General features: G+C 58.3%; 20 protein-coding genes. 2 read left to right on the forward strand and 18 right to left on the reverse strand.

Annotated elements, in window-relative coordinates:
- Position 1 precedes the first annotated feature (1 nt).
- On the forward strand, positions 2 to 931 hold the full coding sequence (locus HGI47_RS08315) for an arginine N-succinyltransferase (protein ID WP_118074338.1): 930 nt from the start codon (positions 2 to 4) through the stop codon (positions 929 to 931).
- A 202-nt stretch (positions 932 to 1,133) separates the two neighbouring features.
- A complete protein-coding gene (locus HGI47_RS08320) occupies positions 1,134 to 2,141 on the forward strand; it encodes an IS110 family transposase (protein WP_118074339.1) in 1,008 nt (335 codons plus the stop codon).
- A 418-nt stretch (positions 2,142 to 2,559) separates the two neighbouring features.
- Here HGI47_RS08320 and HGI47_RS08325 read toward each other — a convergent pair whose 3' ends face one another.
- The 18 genes from HGI47_RS08325 to HGI47_RS08410 form a co-directional block, all read right to left on the reverse strand.
- A complete protein-coding gene (locus HGI47_RS08325; protein ID WP_118074829.1) occupies positions 2,560 to 3,636 on the reverse strand; it encodes an IS5 family transposase in 1,077 nt (358 codons plus the stop codon).
- A 208-nt stretch (positions 3,637 to 3,844) separates the two neighbouring features.
- A complete protein-coding gene (locus tag HGI47_RS08330) occupies positions 3,845 to 4,987 on the reverse strand; it encodes a hypothetical protein (protein ID WP_168905365.1) in 1,143 nt (380 codons plus the stop codon).
- Complete coding sequence (locus tag HGI47_RS08335; protein WP_118074341.1) at positions 4,984 to 6,135, reverse strand: hypothetical protein; 1,152 nt, start codon at positions 6,133 to 6,135, stop codon at positions 4,984 to 4,986. Before HGI47_RS08335 ends, HGI47_RS08330 begins: the two co-directional genes overlap by 4 nt.
- A 502-nt stretch (positions 6,136 to 6,637) precedes the next feature.
- Entirely contained in the window at positions 6,638 to 7,735 is a 1,098-nt protein-coding gene (locus HGI47_RS08340; RefSeq protein ID WP_118074830.1) for a cupin domain-containing protein, read from the reverse strand.
- A 22-nt stretch (positions 7,736 to 7,757) separates the two neighbouring features.
- Positions 7,758 to 8,405, reverse strand: a complete 648-nt coding sequence (gene maiA, locus HGI47_RS08345; protein WP_125955312.1) for a maleylacetoacetate isomerase — start codon at positions 8,403 to 8,405, stop codon at positions 7,758 to 7,760.
- Positions 8,402 to 9,100, reverse strand: coding sequence for a fumarylacetoacetate hydrolase family protein (locus HGI47_RS08350; RefSeq protein ID WP_199558135.1), 699 nt, complete (start codon positions 9,098 to 9,100; stop codon positions 8,402 to 8,404). Before HGI47_RS08350 ends, maiA begins: the two co-directional genes overlap by 4 nt.
- A 50-nt stretch (positions 9,101 to 9,150) precedes the next feature.
- Positions 9,151 to 10,350, reverse strand: coding sequence for an FAD-dependent monooxygenase (locus HGI47_RS08355; RefSeq protein WP_158453967.1), 1,200 nt, complete (start codon positions 10,348 to 10,350; stop codon positions 9,151 to 9,153).
- A 79-nt stretch (positions 10,351 to 10,429) separates the two neighbouring features.
- Entirely contained in the window at positions 10,430 to 12,124 is a 1,695-nt protein-coding gene (locus HGI47_RS08360) for an aryl-sulfate sulfotransferase (protein WP_168852293.1), read from the reverse strand.
- Positions 12,125 to 12,203: 79 nt separating this feature from the next.
- Positions 12,204 to 12,641 carry a VOC family protein gene (locus HGI47_RS08365; RefSeq protein WP_168852294.1) on the reverse strand — a complete coding sequence of 146 codons (438 nt, stop codon included), beginning with the start codon at positions 12,639 to 12,641 and terminating at the stop codon, positions 12,204 to 12,206.
- Positions 12,638 to 12,880 carry a lipoyl domain-containing protein gene (locus HGI47_RS08370; protein WP_118074345.1) on the reverse strand — a complete coding sequence of 81 codons (243 nt, stop codon included), beginning with the start codon at positions 12,878 to 12,880 and terminating at the stop codon, positions 12,638 to 12,640. The genes HGI47_RS08365 and HGI47_RS08370 overlap by 4 nt, the downstream gene beginning before the upstream one ends.
- Entirely contained in the window at positions 12,877 to 13,860 is a 984-nt protein-coding gene (locus HGI47_RS08375) for an alpha-ketoacid dehydrogenase subunit beta (RefSeq protein WP_118074346.1), read from the reverse strand. Before HGI47_RS08375 ends, HGI47_RS08370 begins: the two co-directional genes overlap by 4 nt.
- A gap of 2 nt (positions 13,861 to 13,862) precedes the next feature.
- Entirely contained in the window at positions 13,863 to 14,855 is a 993-nt protein-coding gene (locus HGI47_RS08380; protein WP_118074347.1) for a thiamine pyrophosphate-dependent dehydrogenase E1 component subunit alpha, read from the reverse strand.
- Complete coding sequence (locus tag HGI47_RS08385; protein WP_168454872.1) at positions 14,852 to 16,279, reverse strand: aldehyde dehydrogenase family protein; 1,428 nt, start codon at positions 16,277 to 16,279, stop codon at positions 14,852 to 14,854. The genes HGI47_RS08380 and HGI47_RS08385 overlap by 4 nt, the downstream gene beginning before the upstream one ends.
- Positions 16,276 to 17,892, reverse strand: a complete 1,617-nt coding sequence (locus HGI47_RS08390) for a sulfatase-like hydrolase/transferase (protein WP_118074349.1) — start codon at positions 17,890 to 17,892, stop codon at positions 16,276 to 16,278. The genes HGI47_RS08385 and HGI47_RS08390 overlap by 4 nt, the downstream gene beginning before the upstream one ends.
- 2 nt (positions 17,893 to 17,894) lie before the next feature.
- Positions 17,895 to 19,340 (reverse strand): aldehyde dehydrogenase family protein, encoded by a 1,446-nt coding sequence (locus HGI47_RS08395; RefSeq protein WP_168852368.1) that lies wholly within the window; start codon positions 19,338 to 19,340, stop codon positions 17,895 to 17,897.
- Positions 19,341 to 19,353: 13 nt separating this feature from the next.
- Positions 19,354 to 20,064, reverse strand: a complete 711-nt coding sequence (locus tag HGI47_RS08400; protein ID WP_118074350.1) for an SDR family NAD(P)-dependent oxidoreductase — start codon at positions 20,062 to 20,064, stop codon at positions 19,354 to 19,356.
- A complete protein-coding gene (locus tag HGI47_RS08405; protein ID WP_118074351.1) occupies positions 20,064 to 20,834 on the reverse strand; it encodes an SDR family NAD(P)-dependent oxidoreductase in 771 nt (256 codons plus the stop codon). Before HGI47_RS08405 ends, HGI47_RS08400 begins: the two co-directional genes overlap by 1 nt.
- A complete protein-coding gene (locus HGI47_RS08410) occupies positions 20,831 to 21,526 on the reverse strand; it encodes a GntR family transcriptional regulator (protein WP_168852295.1) in 696 nt (231 codons plus the stop codon). The genes HGI47_RS08405 and HGI47_RS08410 overlap by 4 nt, the downstream gene beginning before the upstream one ends.
- Between the last annotated feature and the right edge of the window lie 234 nt (positions 21,527 to 21,760).

The following is a 21,760-nucleotide window of genomic DNA, read 5'->3' on the forward strand; positions in this document are numbered from 1 at the left end:
TATGACGCACCAAGTGCGCATGGCATGCAAGAATGACGTGGATGCATTGCTGGAACTGGCGGCATTGACCGCGGGCGGCCTCACCAACTTTCCTCATGACCGGGGTGTACTGGCGGAACGAGTAGCGTGGAGCGAGCAATCCTGCGGCGTCATTATCGATTCACCGCAGGATGAATTCTATCTGTTCGTCCTTGAAGACACTGAGACGGGCCGAATTGTTGGAACCTCGAGCATTTACTCGAAGATCGGGGTCCGATGGCCATTCTACAGCTACAAGCTGAGCCGAATATCCCATGTTTCCAATGGCACTGGCCGACATTTCTCGACTCATATTCTAACACTGGTCAATGATTTCGATGGCGCTTCGGAAGTGGGCGGGCTCTTTTTGGCGCCACAAGCCCGATCCGCGGGGCTGGGACAACTTCTCTCGCGCAGCCGCTACCTCTTTATTTCTCAACACAGGGAGAGGTTTGGAAGCACTATAGTTGCTGAAATGCGCGGCTGGCTAGATGGCGCCATCTCACCATTCTGGGAGGCCGTTGGCCGAAAATTCTTTGACAGCGAATTTCATGCTGCCGACCTATACAATGCGACCCAAGGCAATCAGTTCATTGCCGATCTCATGCCTAAATTTCCCATATATACTGCGCTCTTGCCACTCGATGCGCAGTCTGCGATCGGGCGCCCCCACGTAGACGCAGTTCCGGCCAAGGCAATGCTTGAAGCCGAAGGATTTGTTTACGACGGCTATGTCGACATCTTCGATGCAGGTCCCACGCTTCATGCCCGCATTGACCAGTTGCGTACGATTACCGAATGCCGCCTCGTAGGCGACGGCCTGGAATTACCGCTACCTGGCCGCAATCAGCGCCTGCGTGCCAGAAATTCTGGTCTGGAATTCACGGTAAGCCTCGAAGCGCTGGAATCGTAGCGCAACTTTTCAACCCCTTGTGCAATGCACCAGGTGATCGCCTTCGAAGGGATTGGCAGAACGCGGCAAGGCGTCCGATACTCAATCCCTGCATTGTCCGATCTTAGGATGCTGGAGTCATCGTGTAATTGCGGCTGCTTCCCTCGGAGCTCGGTTGGGGCGCACACTTCTGGTTGTCGAATCCTGAAGGAAGGAAGCAGCCATGAAGCACTATGCCGGATTGGACTTGTCGATGGAATCCACGCAGGTCTGCATCGTTGATGACAATGGTCGGAAGGTCGTGTCGGAGAAAGTGGAAAGCTCTCCGGAGGCGATCGCCATGATGCTGGAGCGATACGGTCCAATCGAGCGGGCGGTGATCGAAACGGGCCGCATGTCGCCGGCGATCTGCCTTGGCCTGCGTGAACTGGGTGTCCCGGTAGTGTGCATTGATGCCCGCCAGGCCCACCAGAGCCTCAAGGCAATGAAGGCGAACAAGACCGACCCTCACGATGCCGCCGGCCTCGCACAGTTGGCACGCACCGGCTTCTACAAGGAGGTGCATGTCAAATCTCCGGCAGCGCATGGCGTTCGCAGCGTCATCACCGCACGCAGCCATCTGGTTGAAGCGCGTGTCCGGCTCGACAACACGATCCGTGGTCTCTGCGCGACGTTCGGCTATCGGCCCGGCGCAGGTCAAGGGAAGGCCTTCCTCGAACGGATCATGCAGGCCGCCCACATCCCGGGCCTTGGCGACGCCATCGCATCCTTGCTGTCTGTGCGCGCAGAACTGGTCGGGCAAATCAAGGAAATGGACCGCCGCCTGCGTATCATCGCCAGCCAGTCACAGGCTTGCGAAATCCTGATGACCATACCGGGCGTGGGCGTGCAGACATCTGCTGCCTTCGCCGCTGCAGTGGATGAAGCGGGGCGTTTCCGACAATCGCGCAATGCCGGCGCCTACTTCGGCCTTGTGCCCCGACGTCATCAGTCGGGCGAGCTAGATCGGACAGGCAGGATCACCAAACAGGGAGATGGGACCGTGCGCAAGCTGCTGTACGAAGCTGCCAACTCGATCCTCACCCGAAGCCGGGAAACCTTCGCGCTCAAGTCATGGGCCATGAAGATCGCCAAGCGTCACGGCCTAAAGAAGGCTCGCGTTGCCCTTGCCCGCCGCCTCGCTGTCATAATGCATGCCATGCTGCGCGACGGCACTTTGTTCCAAGCGTAAGGTAGAGTAGAACCTGTTTGCCAGCGGTGAAGCGTCGAAGCTGATCCGAGGGCGGTGTCCCGCGAGGGAACGCAGGGACGAACGATCTGCGAAGGTAGTCAGATGGGCTGCAAAGCCCGCTTCGAGTCAATGCAACGTTCGCCTCTGTGAGACCCGATACAGCACGACCAGGCTCCGGTCCGGCCAGTGCGGACAGATCCATGAAACCCTCAGGGGATCAACACCGCCTAGCTCTGCAATTACAGATCAGGACCTACGAATTTGGCGTCTGGTCTGCATCTGGACACCCTGATTTACCCGCTCACGGTGCTGGGCATAACCTGAAGGTGCGAGGCCGACCGTTTCGGGTTTCCATATCCGGGCATTTTCCGGTCACCGCGTAGGCGTTACGGGCCGTTTCGGGACCTTGGCCGCGTGATCATGCGGTGCTCGCCCGGTTTTCCCAGTAGAGGAAGCGTTTGAAGTTGAACGCGATGTTGGCGAGGCCGATCTTCACCTTGGCCCGCTCAATGCCGATCGTGCGGATGAACAGGCCCATGCGGTGCTTCTGTGTGGCAAAGACGTGCTCGACAGCAGAGCGCACTTTGGATCGGGCGGCATTGGCGCGTTGGCGCTGCGTGGGAAGCGGCTTTCCTGGTGCGCGGCGGAAGTGGATTTTCGATACCAGCCCCGCGCGCAGGATAGCCCGCTCGTTCTTTTGGCTGCGATAGGCGGTATCCGCCCAGATCGCGCTGCCGGTGTTGGCCGGATCGATCAGGTTCGGCAGTTCGCGGCCATCGTAGCGGGCGGCATCACTGGCGCCCCACGTGCGGATGAAGCCGTGCCGCTGGTCGATGCCGATGTGGGATTTGTAGCCGAACATGGGCGTGGCTATCTCGGCCATGAGTTTGCCATCTGGGCCTTTCTTGCGGCGCCCGCGCTTGAGCGTCCAGCGCGCGTCGCGATCCTTCTGCGCGAGCTTTGCCGGCTTGGCGGCCCAGTCTTCCGGAATGCCGCCGCCCTTGACCAGGGCGCGCTCCTCGTCGGTCATGCGCTGACGCGGAGCGGCGATGATGCTGGCATCGACGATCTGCCCGCCCATGGCCAGATAGCCCAGACCTCTGAGGTGGGCGTCGAAGCGGGCAAACAAGGCGTCGATGGCATTAGCGCGCACCAAGCCCTCGCGGAACCGCCAGATCGTCGTCTCGTCGGGCGTGTTGTCGCCATCGTTGAGGCCGAGGAAGCGCCCGAAGCTGCGCCGGTCGAGGATCTGGAACTCGGCTTGCGCATCAGACAGGCCGTAGAGCGTCTGCAGGATCAGCGTCTTGAACATCATCACCGCGTCCAGCGGCGGCCGCCCGCCCTTGCTGCCGTCAGATCGTTGCAGGGCCGCATCCAGCGCGGGGCGAAATATCTCAAAGTCGATCAGCGCCACGAGTTTCTCCAGCGGATCGCCCGCCGCCGACAGCGCCGCATACCGCTCATCCAGATCGAAAAAGCCACGCTGCACAGACACATACGCCTCCATCGCTCAAAACGATGGAATCACATTCACACCCTCACCGCCACCAGTAAATCAGGGTGTCCAACTGCTGCGAAGCCTTCACATCAAGCATCGTCTCATACCAGCGCGCTGGGATGGTGACGCATCACACGCTGGAAATTCTCAAGCGCCGCACGGGCTTAAGCAGAATGCGATGAGTCAGGCTCATCGCATTCTGGTATCAGCGGACCACATTATAGTCTTTGTGGTAGCTCTGCGCCCAATCTTTTTCAACAAGCTGCTTCCAGCCGACATGGCACTGGGCCAGAAGGTTAAAGTATGAAACCAATGGTCCACCCTCCCCCAGCTGATCATAAAATATCTTAGCCTCTATACGCTTCGGCTCTAAAACTTCATAAATGCGATTGTTCAGTAAATTGAAAAATTTGACATCTTGCATCTCTTTAGCCAACCAAAGAGCTGAAAAAATATCCTCTAGTTGAAAACCAAGAGGTGTTACGAAAGACTGTCCAGACTTCCCTTTCAACGCCCCTAAATCGATCCGCATCAATTCGTCAGAAAATGCGAACTTAAACTGCTCCCAAAGCGCCTCAGCTTCCTGCGGCCTGAAATAATGCATCAGGTTAAGTGCCAACGCATTGGATCTTGGTCGAATATTTCTAGAGATCCAAAATGACTCTCTATTCATTTCCTGCTTGTCGAAACCAAAACTTCCAGTTTGCAGTGATTCGAAGAACAGTCCTGATTTATCATCGCGTAACAGAACGCCTATACCGTCCAGAATTTTGTCATTATCGTCGGAATAAGTTGTCCCATGAATCTTATCATGAATTTCAAATGCAAGCATCGCCAGTAGATTTGGAAACATTTCGAACCTACCGGTCACAGTTTCAAGCGCGAAAATATTTTGCGCAGATTGGTAATTGTTAATGATCTTTCCTTTTATTTCTTCGATGAATGCGCGAGATTTTTCATCGAATTGCCCCCTTCCGCTGACCAATCGGTAGAATTCATACGACAGGGCGCTCAGGACGACGCGGACATTTTCAGAATCGTACATATTCAATGGGTTGGAAAGATTTGGATTACAGATATTTTTTGCGGTCAGGTTAAGATTATACTCAACCTCTCTGGTTCTGAACGGGTCAATATAGGCTACAGATGGCAAAGTCAGGGCCATGAAGCCCATGGCCTTGTAAAAAGCGACCCCCGAACCAGGAACGTGACAGACGTGGCAATTATTGTAGCAAGCCAGGTCCAGGTCGAACAGAAGCGTCCTGTAATGCGCCTCAACTTGATCTGTGAACCGCCCGTCTTCAACCATCGCCCAGATGTCTTGGCGCGAAGCCTCTGCACCGATCATGACAACACCGCCCGATGCCGGGCCCTCAGCGCGCTCCAATCATGCTGAAAGACCGCGTTCCAGGATTCGTGAAGGGCGCCCCATAGGATGTAGCTGTTGGCGTGATGCTCTTCCCCATTTGTCACTTCGACGAGGCGGACCCTTCCGTCGACATACGCAATACCAGACGTCTTACCCAGGTACTTCATAAAACCAGCCCAAAGGTCAGGGTCCTGATACTCCCTCGCCAAGCCGAGCGCATATAGAAGCCCGAAACTCTCCTCCAGCCCCATGGCGGGATCGGAGGCATGGACACATTCCTTGAGGTAGAGCGCGCCATCCGGTTGCTGCGCAACGAGCAGACGCTTGAAGTTCTCATAGCCGGTCTGCATGTCTGCCGGATTGGTATAATGCAATTGGGTCAGTCCCCAGGTGTTGCAAGCGCCGGACAGATAGGCTTCAGCCTGGTCATGGGAGGGATGATACTTGTACAGTATCATCTTGGTCACTGGATCACTGATCCTGTCTGCAATGAAATCAGCAACTCTTTTTCCATATTCATTGTAGTAATTCGTTCCAAAAATTAAGTCATGTATCGACATTCCGATGACTATCTGGGAATTACATACAGGAAAATATTGATCATCTTCACAAACTATACCTTCAAATCCCTCATTTTCGCTATTTTCATTCAACTCCTTTTTCATTATATCTGTTAGCTGAATGTACTCCCTCTCAAACTCCTGCGATCCGGTAATGAGCTGATACAAGCCGTACATGACGTGCAGATGCGCCTTGTACATGATATTCCGGCAGCATATCGGATCTGGCCCATGGCCGTACTTGACCCATTCGTCCCAGATCGGCGTATCTTTGAACAGTAGTATTGATTTCCTCAGACAGATTGAAGCTTCCGCGTACCGGGCTTCCTCAACCATGATCACCGAGGGGATCGAGTATGTCGCGAATGCCAGCGGGTATTTCCACCACCCATGCATGTTGCGGTCCCACGGAAATGCGGCATTGTCCCAACCACCCTCGAACGTGGCATCGATCCGGTCCCGGTGGAAGTTCCAGATCATCTCGGCGAAATGGCTGAGTTTTCCAGCCCGCTTTTGCAAAAAGATATCCGCAGCAATGCTGTCGAAATCTGTGATTTTCTCAGCCATATTAAATCACCAATCCAATAAGTTGGGAGGACTTGCAGGGACAACGAAAACCGTCCTCGACTGCGAATCCATGGAATGGAACAACATTGTGAAAAGGCCGACTATGACCACGCTGCTGTCGATCACCGAAGCGCTGGTTTGGGTCGCCACCTCAACAGCGCGTCCTTTCCGCCAACCAACCTTTCCAAACACTGGTGTATGGTAGCACCATGGCACAAAGAGTCCAGTAGGATCAGGATGCCTTCTTGCACTTTGGCATATCAGGATCAGGCGCAGACTGGTCATTCAGACCTACTTTGAAGAACGGCAATGATGCTCGAAACATTCCGCTTGAGGATTGCTGCCGCCTCTCAATACTGCTCACGTTCCGGCGACATCGAGCCTTGCCCGCTTTGCCCCGAGAACGGCACAGCTGCTCGGGTGAGAAGTCGGATCTATGGTCTTGTGGATCAAACGCGCAACCGTTCGATACCGTGTCGTTGCTCGAGCGAAAATGCCAAGCTCACGCGTCGACCCAACTTCGCATAAAGCCCAGCTTCTCCATGATGGGAGCATCCGAAAAGCGGAACAGATCGAAGCCTGTCTCGGCCTGCAACGACCAGGGGATCCACGACGGGACGACAAACATGTCCCCTTTTTCCACACTGTGCGTTTCGCCATCCATCACAACCGCGCCGTTGCCTTCGAAGACTTGGAAGACGGTCGAACCGACGTCACGTCTCATTTTTGTCTCGGTGCCCTCGAGCAAACGGTGAAATTCAAGGCGGATTGTGGGCATAACGTCTCCGCCCGTAGTTGGATTGATGTAACGAATTGCGGCATGGCCTGGGGCAACCGTGGCCGCATACCCCTCCGCCTCGAGCGCGAGTTGCTGCGTCAAGGCTGCGTCGGTATGCGCCCACCGGTAGGCACCGATAGGCGAGCTGACACTGTCCTTGAGCTGCGAAAGCGGGCGCAGTCCAGGATGACACCAGAGACGCTCGCCCCGGCTGAATTCTGGTGTTTCGAGGCGCGTAAGTTTGTCTGAACCAAATTCGAAAAAGCCAACGTCCATCTGCTGGCTGAACGGGATGTCGAGCCCATCGATCCAGGCCATAGACTTATCGGTGGCGTTCTGGTGGCCGTGAAAGTTGCCGCCGGGCGTTAACAGCAAGTCGCCTCTGCTCATTCGTACTGGATCGCCATTGACCACGGTCCAGACCCCTTCTCCTTCGACAACGAAGCGGAAGGCGTTCTGGCTGTGACGGTGCTCAGGTGCGACTTCACGTGGGCCTAGATACTGGATCGCTGCCCATAATGTAGGGCTGATATAGGCATGGGGAGCAAGGCCCGGATTACTCAGCCCGATCGCGCGGCGTTCGCCTCCCCGCCCAACGGGTACCAGTTCGCCCGAACGTTCAGCCAGTGGGAGCAGTTTTGACCATTTCCAGACGTGCGGCACCGCTCTGGACTTGGGATGAACCGGCATGAGGTCGCCAAGCTGGGTCCACAGGGGTAACAGGCTCTGCTTTTCGAACCCGCGATATAGCTCGCGCAGCTCGGGCGTGTCATCCGGCTGCATAGCATGGTCGACTGTGCTGTGATCGAGCGCTTCACTCATGATCTTGCTCCTGCAATTTTGGTCATTCGGCATCGGGCTGGTTGGGTGGCGCCGCATTGCGAAAGGCGGGGAGGCCGTCTAAGTCCGAAAAAATTCGTGCAATTGTCGGCCAGGTTTCAATTGGAATTGAAAAGCGCTGATTATTCCAGATTTGGCTGTAAAGGCAGATGTCAGCGAGCGTTGGAGCATCGCCATGGCAGAACTGGCCCGTCTCCCGACTGCCGGCCAGCATGGCTTCCAGCGGATCGAACGTCGCCGTTACCCAATGGACGAACCATTGCGCCACCGCATCGTCGTCAGCGTCGAACTGCGTGCCTAGCCGGTTCAGAACGCGCAGGTTGTTGAGCGGGTGGATCTCGAAAGCCACCATATAGGCCAATGACCGGACCCGCGCCCGCCCGAGCGGGTCGGTCGGGAGCAGGGGGGGGTCGGGGTAGGTTTCGTCGAGCCATTCGATGATGGCCAGCGACTGGGTCAGAACCGTGCCATCTTCCAATTCAAGCGCCGGCACGAGCCCTGCTGGATTTAGTGCCAGATATTCTGGGCTCCGGTGTTGATTCTTGCGCAGGACATAGGCCACATAATCATATTCCAGCCCCTTGAGGTTGAGAGCCACGCGCAAGCGGGTCGAGGTGGACGACCTGAAGAAGTTGTGCAGGCGAAGTGTCATTCGCGTGGGCCAATCTTGGTGATCAGGTCTCCAAGGCCCTCAATCGAGACGGTGCAAACATCTCCCGGGACAAGCGGGCCAACCCCCGCAGGCGTACCGGTCATGATCAAGTCGCCGGGCTTTATCGTCACCGAGTGCGACAGGATCGAGACGATTTCTGGCACCGACCATATGAGTTCGGCAAGGTTTGCATCCTGCTTGACCGCGCCATTCACCGTCAGCCGGATCGACCCGCTGTCCGGATGGCCCACTTCGTCAACCGGATGGATGGGACCAATGACGGCCGAATTGTCAAATGCCTTACCCCAATCCCAAGGACGCCCCTTCTCGCGCGCCTGGATCTGAAGGTCGCGACGCGTCAGGTCGTTGCCCACGGCATAGCCCCAGATATGTAGCGGGCTCGCCTCCACTGACAGGTTGCGCCCCTCTGTGCCAATCGCGACGACCAACTCAGCCTCGTAGTGGAAATTCTCCGTCAACGGCGGATAGGCAATCGTGGCACCATCTTGGACGACTGCATCGGCCGGTTTGGTGAAGAAAAAGGGGGCCTCGCGGTTCGGATCGAAGCCCATCTCTCGCGCATGTTCGGCATAATTGCGTCCTACGCAAAAAATACGGCGGACGGGAAAAACCTGCCGCGATCCGGCGATGGGAACGAAGCTGGATGGTTGGGGCGGAAAGGAATAGTCGATCATGGAATTCCCCAAAATGGTTTGTCGGTGGTGGCAACGCGCGGCAAGAATAGTCACGCCGTTTCGGCACCGATCGGCACGGTGAGCGGATTGTAGTTGTAGAGCCACAAGCCACGGTCTCTTGCCGGATCCTTCCGCGCGAAGGCCTCGCGAAATTCGTCGTGGGTCTGAAAATGGAAAAGCCGCGCGTGTTCGGTGCTTTCATTGACTATCCGCGCGGTGCGCTCGATACGGGCCTTCTCATAGCCTCGCAGGGCCTCGGCCAGGTCGTCGAATTCGTTCAACGCGCGCATCAAAACGGCCGCGTCCTCGATCGCCATCACCGCTCCCTGCGCCATGTATGGTAGCGTAGGGTGCGCACTATCTCCAAGCAGGGTGACCCGTTCGGTGCTCCAGAATTCCAGGCGAGGCCTGTTGTTAAGCGCCCAGCAGAAGCAATTATCCTTGTCCGCTGCGTCGATCATTGTCTGCACATCTTGATGGAACCCGACAAAATCGGCCTTCAGGTCGTCCCAGGGCGCCTTGATTGCCCAGCCCTCCTGCGTCCATTCAGGCTTTTCGACACAACCGACGAAATTGAGCAGCTTGCCGCCATGGACCCAATAAACAACCATGTGCTTGTCTGGCCCCATCCAGTTTACAAAAATAGGTGGCTGGAAATCAGGCGGCAGCTTCTCGACGGGTACCATGACCCGCCACGCGACGTTACCGGTATAGCGGGCCGGTTCGAGGCCATGCATCTGTGCCCGCACAACCGACTTGATGCCATCCGCACCGATCAGCAAGTCGCCGCTCGCCATAGTGCCGTCAGCAAAGTAGAGGGTCACGTTGTCAGGGCCTTCCTCATAGCGTTCAAGCGCCTTGCCAAGATGGATTGCCGAGGGCGCCAGTTCACGGACTCTGGCTTCCAGGATGCCTAGGATATCGGGCCGGTAGACATGAAGATATGGAGCACCGAACCGCTCTTCGTGGCTGTCGCCCAGCAGGATCTGGCTGACAATCTCCGCCGTGTCGTGCAGGCGGAACTCCGTTCTGAGCGGTCGCACGGACACCGACGCAAGCCGCTCGAGTACGCCTAAGTGGCGCAGAACATGTGTGGCATTGGCACTAACCTGAATGCCGGCTCCGACTTCGCCAAGTTCGAGCGCCTGCTCGAAGACCTGGACGTCATGTCCAGCAAGGAGAAGCAGCCCAGCGGCCGTAAGTCCGCCGATGCCACCGCCCACAATAAGTACTCTGCGTCGCTCGCTCATCAGATGGTCCTCGGTAGAAATGTTGCCATGATAGCTCGTGACATTGCCGCCCGGTCGTCCGGCATGACCGACGCCACACTCAGTTCGCTGCCCCGGCCTTGTCCTCCCAGTAGATCGACGGCGCGTGAAAGCCTCCGTAGAGCTGCCACTGGAGAATCTCGTTGGGGTCGTCGAAACGCGTTTGGGAAAGCCGCGTCCCAGGCGAAGTGCGCGAGTATTCCTCGACCCGGCCGGCATACGGCACATCATCTACGAAGCGCTGCGTGAGATCATACTCGTTCTGATCGTTGAGCTTGTCAGTGATCGGCGGGCAGAAGCTGCGAATGACTAACATGTTGTTCGTGGTGGGCAGCCTGTGAGCATCGCCCATCGCCCAGTTTATGCAACTGTCTGGCTTCTGCTCCTTTTCCGAAGTCCAGAGTTCGGACACGGTCATCGCGCGGGGGTCGACCTTTATCTCGACTGCCCGGCTGTAGCTCTCGTGGAAGGGCACGATCCGTCGGCCGTCGAACGGCCGAGCCTGGAACATGCCGTTGTCAAAATAGACGATGGTTCCCCAAGGTGTGACGTGAGGGTGGTGTTGCGACCATGGAAAACGTGTGAGGCCAACGGGTTTGAGTATCCGTGATTGAAATCTCTCCGGCCAGCCCTGCGGGTCACTGAAAATCCATCGGATCTCCTTCGTCTTGCGGTCGATGGCGACCAGAGCATCCAGATGCTTGAAAGAGGCGATGACGAGATTGTTCTTTTCATCGAACGTGATCCCATTACCATGCGTCCAATCCGCATAGCCAGGGTAACCCCTTACGGCCCAATAGGGCTGGAACGTGTGATAGTGCAGCATCTTGGGATCGAGATGGTCGAACGTATCCCACTCCCAGACTATTTTCCCATCCGCATCGAATTCGACGATCTTGTCGCCCATAACCATGGTCGGCTTGCGCGGGGCCTGCGGATCGGTGACACTCGTAGGATAGTCCGCGATCTCGCGGCCATTCGCCGACATCGAGATATAGGTGCCCCACGGCGTGAGCGACGGTTCATGGTGCAGTGTCTGCAGTCCGGTAATCTGCGTTCCGCCCTGCACCGGACCAAGCCGGCGCATCTCGGGATACCATTGACGCAGGATGTTGCCGAGCATGTCGATCTTGACGACACGCTGGTCCTCGGTGGTGAAGATGAGTGTCCCATCGGGTGACGGCTTGATCCCCGCAACGCGCCGCTGGCTGATATAGTACCAGCGCACCTCCCCCCGGGCATCGAGTGCCAGGATCAGGCCCCAGCCCCGCGAGAATTGCTGCTGCGCCCTTGTCTGGAAGTCCTGCCGACCTGGCGCGCGCCGCCGCACACTGATGAACCGCAGGCCGGGTTCAAGCACTGCGCTGTCGGCGAGGGTCGTCGTCAGGGTCGGCCAGGAAAGCCCCGGTGCCGGGAGCTCCGGTGTGCGCAGGGACAATGATCCGGGCGCATCAACCGCGCCCGTCTTGTCGCTGATGCGAACGCGCAAGCGGATGTCCTTGCCCGCGCCGAGGTCGACCAGCGGTAGGCCTTTGGCGGGATCATGGCGCGGCCCGAACTGGACCTGCCACTGCCTAGATCCATCGTCGAGGCTGACCGTGGTGGTCACCGGACCGCTAGTTCTGAAGCTGAGCACCGCGGCCAGCGGCACGGCAGGATTGGGATTGGTCCTTACACTGGGCGCTTCGAGGAATGCCGGTTCCGCGAGCGCGGGCTGGCAGAAAAAGACGGCGAGAGGCAACAGGCGGCGGATCATGATCCTTCTCCAGGCTTGCGGGAGTCGCGGGAAATCTGCTTGTCGGCCGTAACCGGTCGAGTACGAGTATACGCAGACATCAATCCCCACCCGGCTTCTCGATCAGTTCGACGGTCAGACCATCAGGTCCGTAGACATAGGTCGCCCTTTGACCCTTGGCCGGCCCTCGTTGGACGCGATGGGGAGGAGCGCAGGAACCAAGCTGGGCCTGGACAGCATCGAGATCGTCGACATGCAATGCAAAATGGAAATAGCCTGCATCGCATGGTTGACGCAGGCCGATCGCGCGCTCAGGAGCTTCGTACTCGAGCAATTCGAAATGATAGGCGTCACGCGCAACATAGGCGATCTCGCGAACCTTGGCCCCATCCAGTCGAGTGATTCCAGCCACAGCACCCGGATCGAACGGCGTGAAGCGAGACTGCGTTACGAAGCCGAGAATCGTCAGAAAGTCGAGCGCCCGCTCCATGTCGGCGACTGTAACGCCGATGTGTTCGAGGCGTCCGGTATTGCTCACTGATCGACCTCGACCACGCATACCACATCCCCGACCTGCGCTTCCTCGCCTTCGGGAACGCAAATCTCGACCAACCTGCCATCGGCGCTAGCCTCGAACGCCTGGGTCACTTTTTCGGTCTCGAATTCGTATAGCGCCTCACCATTGGCGAAAGTTTCGCCGGGCAACTTATGCCAAGCAACAATCGTTGCTTCTTCCATGTTCATGCCGACGCGCGGAAGTTTGAGCTTAATCTTCATTGGTAGTCCCTGCAGTTCAACAGTTCGCGCACCACATCAGCAATGCGCTCCGCATTCGGATAGACGCTGCGCTCGAGCACAGGCGCATAGGGCATGCAGACATCCGGCACGGTGACGCGGCGCACCGGCCCCTTCAACATGGCAAACCCGCGATCTGCCGCGACGGCCGCGATCTGGCTCGCGGCACTGCAGCGATCACGCGCCTCGTCGACAACCACCAAGCGACCTGTCCTCGACAGCGAGGCGAGGATGCCGTCCTCGTCGAGCGGGACCAACGTGCGGGGGTCCAGGATTTCGGCTTCGATCCCGTCCTGAGCAAGCTGCTTCGCCGCCTGTTCGGCAAGCTTCACCATCGCTGATATCGCAACGATCGTGACATCGCTGCCTGAACGCCGCACTGATGCTCTGCCGAACGGAACCAGATGGTCACCGTCGGGCACTTCGCCCATTTCCCCACCGCGCCCGCCCGGCTCGAGGAAGATCACGGGATCGTCGCTGCGCACGGCTGACTTGAACAGTCCCTTGGCGTCGCCGGCATTGGATGGAACAGCCACATGGACTCCGCCCAAATTCATGAACAGCGGATATGGGCAATCCGAATGCTGTGCTGCGGTTGATCGACCCCCACCGAACCCAGCCATGATCGTGATGGGAAGCTTCATCTGCCCGCCAGTCATAAGGCGAAGCTTCGCCATCTGATTGGCGATGGCGTCAAAGCCCGTGTACATGAAATTGGCGAACATCATGTGCAGCACGGGTCGCCAGCCGGCCGCTGCCATGCCCACTGCCATTCCCGTCAGCAGCGCCTCGCAGATCGGCGTGTCCCGAACGCGATCAGGACCAAAGCGCTCGCGAAGCCCCTTGGTATCGCCGAACATGGAAATCTCGACGTCCTCGCCAAACAGGACGATCCGCGGATCGCGCTCCATTTCTTCGAACATCGCATCGTTGATCGCCTGGATCATCCGCCGCTTCGCCATGATCAGGCCTCCGCTGCCGAAAACATCATTGAACGAACCCGCGCAGGATCAGGATCAGCCGCAGATCTGGCCCTCTTGGCCATTTCCGCGATCGACGCCTTCACACGCGCACGGATTGCGGAAATCTCCTCTTCTGCGATACCTCCTTGGGCCAGAAGAGCGGCGCCGCGCTCTATTGGATCCTTTGCTACCCAGCTAGCGACCTCCTCCTCGCTGCGGTAGGGCTGCGACAGAAAATTGACTTCCGCCTCGACATGGCCGCGCGTGCGATAGGTGTAGGTCACCAGCAAAGCGGGGCCTTCGCCTGAGCGAACGCTCTCCAACGCACGGCCTGATACGCGCCATACGTCCGCTACGTCGTTGCCATCGGCTTCGAACCCCGGAATATTGAAGGGGCTTGCCCGGTCAATGATCCGGCCGCTCGTCGCCACTTCGGATCGAGTGAATTCGGACCAGCCATTGTGCTCACACACCAGCAGAAGCGGCAGCTTCCACAGCGAGGCTAAATTCATTGCTTCCATGAAGGTGCCCTGGTTGGCCGCACCGTCGCCGAAGAAGCAGACGGCTACCTTGCCATTTCCTTCCAGCTTGGCCGCAAAGGCAGCGCCTGTGGCAATGCCAAGCCCGCCACCAACAATGCCATTCGCTCCCAGAATTCCACGCGCCACATCGGCGACGTGCATGGTTCCGCCGAACCCCCCGCAGATGCCATCAGATTTGGCATGGATTTCGGCGATCATCGCATAAGGATCGCCGCCTTTTGCCAGGAAATGCCCGTGCCCGCGATGGGTGCTCGTAATCCAGTCTTCGTCTCCCAGGTGCGCACAGATACCTACGCCGGATGCTTCCTGCCCGATATAGAGATGCACCCCGGCAGGCAGTTCGCCCGCTCTAAACTGGGCCCCGAGATATTCCTCGGTCTCACGGATGACCAGCATCCGTTCGAACATGGCGACCAGCTTCTCGGGATCGGGATTATGATAGTCGTTCCTCACAAGCTCACCACCGTTGTTGTCACCTGGGAAAAGAAATCGAGAGACTCGCGTCCGCCCTGAGCACCGATCCCCGAACGACCAAGACCTTGCAGGGGGGTCAGAAAATCGCGGACCTGCCAGCAGTTCACCCAGTTGATCCCTGCCCGCAGCCGTGCAGACATACGGTGCCCTCGCGACAGGTCGCGGGTCCAGACCATGGATGCGAGGCCATATGGGGTGTCGTTCGCACGACTGACCGCCTCGTCCTCATGATCGAACGGGGAGACATGAATGACAGGGCCAAAGGTTTCCTCGCGCAACAAGGGCGAGTTATCGGAAAGGCCCGTTAGCACGGTGGCCGGATAGAAAGCGCCTTCACCAGGCGGAATGACTCCGCCAGCATGAAGCCGCGCCCCGCCTGCCATTGCTTGTTCGACAGCTGCATGGACCTTCGCGCGATGGGATTGCGAGATCAGCGGTCCCAGTTTCTGCCTTCCCGCCAGTTCGGCCAGTCTTGCAACGAACCCATCGAAAACAGGACGCTCGACAAAGAGCCGCTCGATAGACAGGCAGACCTGACCACTGTTGGCAAAGGCTGCGAGAGCGCTAGCTTCGACCGCCCGGTCGAGATCAGAATCGGCAAAAACCAACCCGGCATTCTTGCCGCCCAGTTCAAACAGCACGGGCCGAAGGCCCGCTGCAGCGGCAGTCATGATCTGGGTCGCGGCGCGCCCTTCGCCGGTGAAGGCGATGCCATCAACACCCGGATTTGATACAAGAGCGGCTCCCGTCGAATTGGCGCCGAAACCATGTACCAGGTTGAACACCCCCGGTGGCAGGCCGGCATCATGAAGGATTTCAGCCAGTAGTGCTGCAGAGCAAGGCGACTCCTCTGATGGCTTTGCGACAATGCAATTGCCTGCCGCCAGAGCCGGCACCAGGTTCAGTGCTAGAAGCAGGAGCGGGACGTTCCATGGAGCGATGACTGCCACCACCCCAAGCGCACGTCGGCTTGTATAGGCGATGGTCCTGGGAGCCGCTTCAGTCGCCATGTTCGGAGATGCAGCCCGGCCATGCCAAGCCTGTTCCGACCAGGTGCGCAAAAGGCTGGCATAAAGCCGAAATACCTCGATCGTGCGCCCAACATGTGCGCCCATCACCTGCGCGCGGGGCCGGCCAGTGTCAGCGGTCTCGGCGTCGGCAAGGTCATCCGCTCTGGCTGCCACCGCACCCGCCAGGCTTTCGAACAGGTCAGCGCGCTCAATTCGATCAAGGGCCTCCCAATCAGGTTGGGCCGCCCGCGCCGCGAGCACGGCGCAGTTTACAAGTTCCGCATCGGCTTCGTGTACCTTCGCAATCAATTGGCCGTCCACCGGCGACCGCTTTTCGAAACACCGCCATCCGTCCACCGGAGCACCAGCTATAAAGGATCGGATCTGCCTCACGCTTGCGCCTCTTCCCGCAAAGCAACATCAAGTTCTTCTGAATTGCGGATGCCGAGCTTGATGCCCCGCGTCACTTGCGTATCGGTGCGTCGCTCAATGCTGGCTGCACTCTCGGTCACCCGGCGCGGACGCAAGGCCCAATCGCGCAGGGCAGCTTCCAGTTCGGCGCGCACCTCCGCGCAACCCGGATCGCCCGCGCGATCGGTGAGTTCGTGGGGATCGTTTACAAGGTCGAACAACAACGGCTCAAAGCCAGGGCAGGCAATTAACTTCCATTGCGCGCCTACCACGGCAACGATACCGGTCTGATCAATCGCCTGCCCCAGTTCGCGCCGAAAACGCATTGTCGCATAATCAAATTCGCAGAAGCTGTATTCGCGAGTTCCCTCTTGTCCGTCGAGCAGCGGTATTAGGGAATGACCTTCCAGCCGGGGATGCCCTGGGTCGCCTCCGCCCGCTTCGACGAACGTGGGCAGCAAGTCGATCGCCTCGACCAGGGCGTCGCAAGCCAGTCCGCGCGTAGCGTCAGCTGGTTCGCGCGGATCGACGACGATCATCGGCACACGGATCGAAGGTTCGTGCAGGAACTCCTTCTCACCCAGCCAGTGGTCGCCCAGATAATCACCATGGTCTGAAGTGAAAACAATCAGAGTGTTTTCCATCAACCCGCGCTCTTTGAGCGCGCCGAACAGCACTCCCAACTGGTCATCCAGTTGCTTAACCAGGCCCATGTAGGCCGCCACAACTGGTGTGCGCACAGCATCATCTGAGAAGCTCTGGCTGACCCGTCGTCGCTGGAAGCCAGCAAAGACAGAGTGCGAGGTTACGCGCTCCTCCGGAGTACGGATTGCCGGGAGAACATCGTTTTCAGAGTAGGTCGCATGATAAGGGGCAGGCGCAACATAGGGCCAGTGTGGTTTGATGTAACTGAGATGCAGGCACCAGGGGTCGCTTCCCAACGCATCAATGCACTCAATGGCGCGCCGCGTGAGATAGGGCGTTTCACTGTCTTCTTCTTGGACGCGGGCAGGATAGGGAGCCGTCTCCAGCAACCATCCGGAGACCGGTACTCCATCGATCTCGACTGAGTTGACCCACTCGTGCCAAGGGTTCTCGCCGTCATAGCCCCGCTCGCGCAAGTATCTGTTGTAATCAGCCCCGAACCGCTTCTCTGCCGGCCAATGGTCGAGGTAAATCCCTTCTTCGCGCGAGTAGGTTTCGAAGCCGGCCTCAGAGATCAGAAGCCCCGAGGGAGATGCCGGATCGATCCCCCGCTTTTCCATGCCATCGACGTCAGCGCGCATATGGGTTTTGCCGACAAGCACGGTGCGATACCCGAGTGGTCGCAAGAAATCACCGATTGTCCATTCGTCCTGTCGCAATGGCGTATCGTTAAGGGTTGATCCATGCGAGAGCACGTATCGTCCAGTGTAGACGCTCATGCGCGCTGGACCGCATACAGCCGATTGCGCATATGCCCGATTGAAGCGCACGCCGCGTGACGCAAGCCAATCAAGATTTGGTGTTTCCAATGTCGGGTGTCCGTAACAGGACAGATAGTCCGCGCGAAGCTGATCCGCCATGATGAACAAGATATTCGGCCGTTTGGTCATAATCAGTAGCCGACAGCGGGAACAAAGCCCGCTTCCGAGAATATGTGCTTCGTCTCCATAAACACATCGAGGCCCATAAGGCCGTGTAGCCGTCCAATTCCGCTCTGCTTGTAACCGCCGGTCTCGGCCTCAGCGAACAGGCGGTTGTGGCTATTGATCCACACAGTACCAGACTTGATTGAGCGCGCGATCCGCTGCGCCCGGCTCCCGTCGCGCGTCCACACGCTTGCGGCGAGTCCAAAGTCGGTTGCATTGGCACTTTTTGTTGCATCTGCTTCGTCGCCAAAACGTTCAATTGTGACGATCGGCCCGAAGAGTTCATCGCGAACGAGTGTGCTGGTGCGATCATCCACCGCGATCAGGCTGGGCGAGAGATAACTTCCGCCGGCTGGTGCATCATCAGGATGTCCGCCAGCCACCAGCACATCGCTTGCACTCGCTACAATCGCTGCAAGCCGGTCGCGATTGGCCATGTCGATCACCGGCCCCATCTCCGATCGGGGATCATCGGCGGCGTTGACATTCAATGCACGGAAATGTTGGGCAAGCCGGTCGGCAACCTGCTCATACGCCGCAGATTCGACCAACACCCGGGTGACAGCCGTGCACATTTGCCCCGCCGCTGCCGTGGCCCCACGGACGATCTCAGGCAGAGCGCGGTCCAGGTCGGCGTCGGCGAAAACGACAGCGGGTGCTTTCCCGCCCAGTTCGAGGTTGAGGCGCTTGAGCGTCGCGGCCGAGGCTTCAAAGATGCGTCCCGCAGTATGGCGTGAGCCCGTAAAACTGATCGCATCGACCTCTCGATGCACCACCAGGGCCTGCCCCACCTCATGCCCGTTTTCGTTGACCGAGTTGAGCACACCAGGCGGCAAATCGGGAACCGCTGCCATCGCCTCGATCATCAAGGCATTGGTTAGCGAGGTTTGCGGCGCTGGCTTCACCACGACAGTACAGCCCGCTGCCAGCGCTGGCCCAAGACTGCGTGCCAACAGAGTCACCGGTGCGTTCCATGGTACGATGATCGCGGCCACCCCGATCGGCTCGCGGCTGAAGATTGAAAGCTGACCCTCGCCAACCTCCTGGACCCGGCCGAAGATCGTTCGCGCTACCCCGGCATAATAGCGAAGTTCAGATACGGCCGCGCCAACCTCCCCCTCCATCTCTGCAGTACGTTTGCCGCATTCCGATACCGATACCGCGACAAGCTGGCCGCGGATGCGTTCGATCGCATCGGCCATAGCCAGCAGGACGGCCGCCCGCTTTCGGGGATTGTTGGACCATCCTCCGCGTTCAAAAGCTCTCCGCGCTGCAGACACCGCTGCATCGGCGCAGTCCGTATCGCCTGGCGAAAACACGCTGGCTACTTCCCCTGTGGAAGGGTTGATCGTTTCCATGGTTCCAGAACCGGCATGCCAACTGCCGTCGATGTAGTTTCGAGCAAGTTTCATCGTCACGCGAACCTCACAAGATGCGCCATCCGCCATCGGCACCAATTGCCTCGCCGGTCAGGTACGACGACGCATCGGACGCCAGCCAAAGCGCAACCTCGGCAATCTCCCTAGGGGTGGCGGAACGCCCCATGGGAATGAACGGCTTCGGAAAATTCGGCAGGGCATCGTCAGTGACGATCGTTTCAGCCATGTTTGTTTCGACCAGTCCCGGGCAGATCGCATTGATACGAATGCCCTGGCTCGCATACTGCACTGCTGTCGCCTTGGTGAGCCCGAGAACGCCGTGCTTTGCGGCCGAATAGGCAGGGTTCCGCGGAGCTGCAAGAAAGCCCATGACCGAAGATAGGTTTATGATCGTTCCGCATCCTTGGACAGCCATCGCGCGCAGTTCGTGCTTCATGCACAGAAACACGCCCTTGAGGTTCACGTTCATCGCGCGATCCCATTCTGCTGCTTCGACATCGGCCAACATTTTGCCGAGCGGACCGAGAATGCCGGCGTTATTGACGGCGATATCCAGTTGGCCATGTCGACCGAGAACCCCAGAAACCATCGCTTCGACCTGCCTCTCGTCGGCAACGTCGCACGCAATATCGGCCTCGCTCGACAGATCGGCAGTCACGACTCTGGCGCCCATCGCAGAAAACAGGTCGGAAATTGCTCGTCCGATACCCGCAGCCCCGCCTGTGACTAGCGCAACCTTGCCGTTCAAATTTGCCATCAGATGTTCACCGAGCCGCCATCAACGAGGAGTGTCTGCCCAGTCATGAAGTCGCTGTCCGACGAGCAGAGGAAGATGAGCCCGCCGAGCAGATCTTCGGGATAGCCATCCCGCTTGAGAGCGCGGCTCGCGACTACGCGATCACGGTTCGTATCAAGATGTTCCTGGTTGGCGCTGATTGAATCCGACATGATCAGACCGGGCGCGAGCGTGTTGATGTTAAGGTTGTGAGCACCAAGCTCGCGGGCAAGAGCACGAGTGAAGCCTAACATCGCGCCCTTCGACGTGACATAATGAGACATGAAGGGCAGGCCCTTATAGGCACTGCCCGACGAGATGTTGACGATCTTTCCTGCGCCCTTCCCGATCATCATCGGCGCAACATGCTTCACCATCAGAAATGGACCGCGCACATTGACGGCCATCACCTTATCCCACAAATCGACATCGAGTTCGGTCACTTTGACGTCGCCAAGGGTGGCAAACACCGCCGCATTGTTGACAAGGATGCCAACATCTCCAGCCCATGCTGCAACGCTCGCAATCCCGGCCCTGACAGCAGATTCGTCGCTGACATCCACTCGGAAAAAACGAGCGGCGTCGCGTCCTTCGACAGAGTTGATGTCGGCCGCTAGGTTTTCTCCGTCGGCCAGGTCGAAAATGGCCACGCGCGCGCCTTCCTGCGCGAGCGCGCGGCTGTAATGCACACCGATCCCGCGCGCTCCGCCAGTCAGGATCGCGACTTTACCTTCAAGCTTTCGACTGGTCATGTCTGCTCCGGAAAATGGGTGGTAATGAGGGAGAGTTCATGCGCCACCATCTGTGCGCGGGCCCGCTCGGAATCCCGAGCCTCGAAGGCGCTTACAATCTCGTGATGATACCAGCAGGCCCGCTCCATGGATTGGGCGAGCGTCGCATCGAGCCGACCCAGGACATTGAAGGGCGAGTTCAGAGCGGTCTCCAGGATGCGCTCGCCCCGCGGGCTGTCCGCCGCCCGCCAGATGGTCGCATGAAACTCGCGATTCAACTCGTCGAAAATCGGCCTTGCCTCGTCACCAAGCTCGCGTACGGCGCGTTCCATCCGGTTAGAAAGTTCTCGCAGCGAGGCGATTTCGGAACTATTGAGCCGCGATGCAGCACGGGCCGCAGCACGACCCTCAATCAACGCCTTCAACTCCATGATTTCGATCCGGTCAGCCTCGTTGAACTGGGCCACCACGTGCTTTCGGTAGCGCTCCTTGACAACAAGGCCTTCCGCACTGAGCCGACCAATCGCCTCACGCAAAGGGGTTCGGCTCACACCAATGCGAACTGCTAATTCTGCCTCAGGCAAACTCTGGCCAGCGACGAGCGCCCCCTGTAGAATCCATTCCCGCAAGGCTCGATAAGCGACATCCACCGACTTTGGCAGATCAGAGCTTCCCGGGTTCGAATCGCCTCCATTTGTCATTGCATTGCTCATGGCAGCACCTCGCGACCGAATTCGGTCAGAGCCGTCATGCGGCAAGATGTCAGCTTCGAGCACCAACGAATGATCCCTTCCGGCCAGCGCGAATCTAAACCTCGTGACTCTTGGTATACCATACCTAGCTCTCCTTCAAGTTTTTGTGCCATTTTTCGTAATTCAAGTATACCCGCGTTGAGTGCGCGAGATCGCGGGAGGCAGTTTTGACCTTCCTCGAACTGTAAGTCATCC

Origin of the sequence: Novosphingobium sp. ERN07, assembly GCF_012641335.1 — a bacterium.
Lineage (GTDB): Bacteria > Pseudomonadota > Alphaproteobacteria > Sphingomonadales > Sphingomonadaceae > Novosphingobium.